General features: G+C 66.2%; 7 protein-coding genes. All 7 read right to left on the bottom strand.

Annotated features, from left to right (window positions below):
- Window positions 1-22: 22 nt before the first annotated feature.
- Entirely contained in the window at window positions 23-190 is a 168-nt protein-coding gene (locus RISW2_RS24935) for a hypothetical protein (RefSeq protein ID WP_156943989.1), read from the bottom strand.
- Window positions 187-336, bottom strand: a complete 150-nt coding sequence (locus RISW2_RS24930; RefSeq protein ID WP_156943988.1) for a hypothetical protein — start codon at window positions 334-336, stop codon at window positions 187-189. Before RISW2_RS24930 ends, RISW2_RS24935 begins: the two co-directional genes overlap by 4 nt.
- The gene (locus RISW2_RS22600) at window positions 333-638 is read right to left on the bottom strand and encodes a hypothetical protein (RefSeq protein ID WP_043775565.1); all 306 of its coding nucleotides are present in this window, start codon (window positions 636-638) and stop codon (window positions 333-335) included. Before RISW2_RS22600 ends, RISW2_RS24930 begins: the two co-directional genes overlap by 4 nt.
- Window positions 635-958: a hypothetical protein gene (locus RISW2_RS22595; protein ID WP_043775559.1), complete on the bottom strand. Its 324-nt coding sequence runs from the start codon at window positions 956-958 to the stop codon at window positions 635-637. Before RISW2_RS22595 ends, RISW2_RS22600 begins: the two co-directional genes overlap by 4 nt.
- The gene (locus RISW2_RS22590) at window positions 955-1,260 is read right to left on the bottom strand and encodes a hypothetical protein (protein ID WP_043775556.1); all 306 of its coding nucleotides are present in this window, start codon (window positions 1,258-1,260) and stop codon (window positions 955-957) included. Before RISW2_RS22590 ends, RISW2_RS22595 begins: the two co-directional genes overlap by 4 nt.
- A 72-nt stretch (window positions 1,261-1,332) precedes the next feature.
- Window positions 1,333-1,494 carry a hypothetical protein gene (locus tag RISW2_RS24925; RefSeq protein ID WP_211238748.1) on the bottom strand — a complete coding sequence of 54 codons (162 nt, stop codon included), beginning with the start codon at window positions 1,492-1,494 and terminating at the stop codon, window positions 1,333-1,335.
- A gap of 405 nt (window positions 1,495-1,899) precedes the next feature.
- The gene (locus tag RISW2_RS22585; protein ID WP_084615545.1) at window positions 1,900-2,229 is read right to left on the bottom strand and encodes a helix-turn-helix domain-containing protein; all 330 of its coding nucleotides are present in this window, start codon (window positions 2,227-2,229) and stop codon (window positions 1,900-1,902) included.
- Window positions 2,230-2,672: the final 443 nt, after the last annotated feature.

Raw genomic sequence — 2,672 nt, 5'->3', positions numbered from 1 at the left:
CAGATCATCCAGAACGGCTGCATTACGATGCCTCCGGGTAGATGCGCGCGAAGATCTCGGCCGCGTCGTCGCGTTCCGCGTCCGCCGCCTCGGGGTGCTCGTGGATAACGGCGCATGCCTCGATCACCGCGTCGCGTCCGTGGTGGTCGACATCGGCCAGCACGGCGCGGGCGTCGTCGAGCGCGATCACGTCAGCACCACGAGGCAGAGGATCCAGAACGCCCCGAGCCCGGCGGCGCGGCGCGCGATCCAGCGGGCGGTCGAGGGCGGCTCGGTCAGTAGCGCGCCGTCGCGCAGGCCGGCGAAGCGGGCGGGGGGATTGGAACGCCGCATCATGCTGGCCGCCCCGTCAGGACCGCCTCGATCCAGCCGTTCGCGACGGCGCGCAGCGTGGGACCCTCGGCGTCGGTCCCGAGGATGGTCAGGCGCACCGCCGCGCCGTCGGCGCAGAGGTCGCCCATGCAAGCGTGGCAGAGGCGCCCGACGTAGCGATACAACGCCGCGTCGCCCGGTTCATTGCGCAGGATGGACCGCAGGCGCTCGGCGATGCCCTCGACGATCAGCTGCATGGCCAGCGCGTCGGAGGCGGTCGCCTTGTCGTGGGGCGGCGTCGGCATGATGACCTCTGACGACATCATGCCGCCACCTCGGCCGCGGCACGTGCTGCGCGCAGGACCGCCTTGATCCACGCGGCGATGCACTCGTCGAGGTCGTTTCCGGAGGCGTGCACGCCGCCAACGGAAAGCTCGGCGAAGTGCGGTCCCCAGTTCGTGGCGCCCGGCGCGATCCACATGCCACCTGAGGCCACGACGGCGGCCTCCATCATGATCCGGCGGGCCGGGTGCGCCAGCGGCTCGAGCTCGGCGGCGAGGTCCTCGCGCCAGGCGGTCAGCGCGCCCGTGTCGGGTGGCGTGTGTCCGGCGCTGCGGAGCCCATCGGGTGTCACATGGGCGTTCATGCTGCGCCTCCGCCGGTGGGAACGTGATGGGGCAGGCGGGCGATGGCGGCGCGGATCGGGCCGATCGCGCGCTGCCGGGCGGCGTCGATCTCGTTCACGCAGGGGCGCGGCGCAGGGCCCGTGAACTCGCTGTAGAGCGCGCGTGCCACGCGGAAGCGCCGCTCAGCCGTGACCGGGTGCCCCTGGGCCTCCTTCAGCGCGAGGAACGCGCCTTGCAGGACCATCGGGCGGTCGAGATATGCCGAAGGGTCGCTCACGACGGCGCGCGCCTCGGCCAGGAACTGCGGGGTGGGCGGGTTCATCCGGTCCTCCATCTTGGCCCGCGATCGGCCGGTGCGGCGTCTTCGGCGGGCGTGGGCGTTGCAGTCAGTCGGTCATTCGCCCGCGCGACGCGCGCGGCGGAACTCGTTCTCCAGGGCCGCGGCACAGAAGCGCGCGCCCTCGGGCGTCGGCATGTCGATGAGGAGACGGGCGTCGTCGCGATCGGTAAGCAGGATCGCCCCGTCGAAAGCGGTCGCGGCGACCGGCCGGAACATGTGATCAGCCATGACGCACAACTGACGCGGGAAAAGCCCTGCGAAACCTGGACAGTTTTTGGGGCACGGTCGCTTTGCCGTTGGCGCTGTCTGACAGTCCGGGCATGGTCGCCTCCATCTGAGCAGCTACCCGGTTACTGGCCCGCGCTATCGCCTAACGATGCGGTCGCAAGCTAGCGTCGGGGCGCTGCGGTGATGGGGTGAAACTAGTGACCATATCGGTCATAAGTCAACAATAAAAAGACCATATTGGTCATTGCTTCGGCACGGCTAACGAATGGCTTGCAGAAACCCGCCGGTTCCGGGCAGGCTTGTTCGCAAATGTTCTGGGTGATCGATGGACTATAGGACTGCGCGAATGTACGCGCTGGCGGCTACGTCAGAGAAAACCGGGATCAGCCTGGATTACTTGATGTCTTTGGAGAGCTCGGCGTCAAGCTCGCGCATCCGATCTGCCAGAGAGATGGGCAAGGTGTTCCATCTTCCGAGGATCAGGAAATCAAGGGTTACACCATACCTGTCGACGAGCTGCGCGGCCAACTCTTCTGAGATCCCGCGTCGTCCGTTTTCGAAGCGCGACCAATAGGTGCGCTCGATACCAAGCTTGTCGGATATCTCTGAGGGCTTCAGCCCCAGCGCGAGCCGCAATAGTTTCATGCGGTAACCGATCCTCTCGGGTCGCATCTCTGACGCGAAAGGTGTGGTGTTCTTTGCGGTGCTGTGGGCTGCGGCCATGGCGGGACAGTCCGCTATGACCGGATTGGTCGCAATCACCTTGTTGGCCCTATTGACCAGTGACCGAAATGGTCATTATATGAGGCCATGGCAAACAACCCCGTTACGGAAATCCTTGATCGCTGGCCGGATCGCCGGGCTGTGCACGAAGATGCGCGCACAGCAGACCCGAGCCTCGAAAAGGTCGCGGTCGATCGCTGGTTTCAGCGTGGGTCCGTGCCTCATCGTCATTGGCCCGCGCTCATTTCAGGCGCGAAGACTCGAGGTCTGCACGTGACAGCGGAAGACCTTTTGAGGGCGCACATCGCGTCGTCATCCACGACCGACGCCGCCTGATCACGGTCCGCGCCGCGTGACCGGCGCCAACGATGCCGATTGGAAGTCACATCCCGTTCCATGCGCTGAAAATTGCCACGAAATCGGATCCTCGCCATGAGAAACGA

It is taken from the genome of Roseivivax isoporae LMG 25204 (assembly GCF_000521865.1).
Lineage (GTDB): Bacteria > Pseudomonadota > Alphaproteobacteria > Rhodobacterales > Rhodobacteraceae > Roseivivax > Roseivivax isoporae.
Note: the sequence above shows the minus strand (reverse complement) of the source record. Positions and strands in the feature narration are given on the sequence as shown.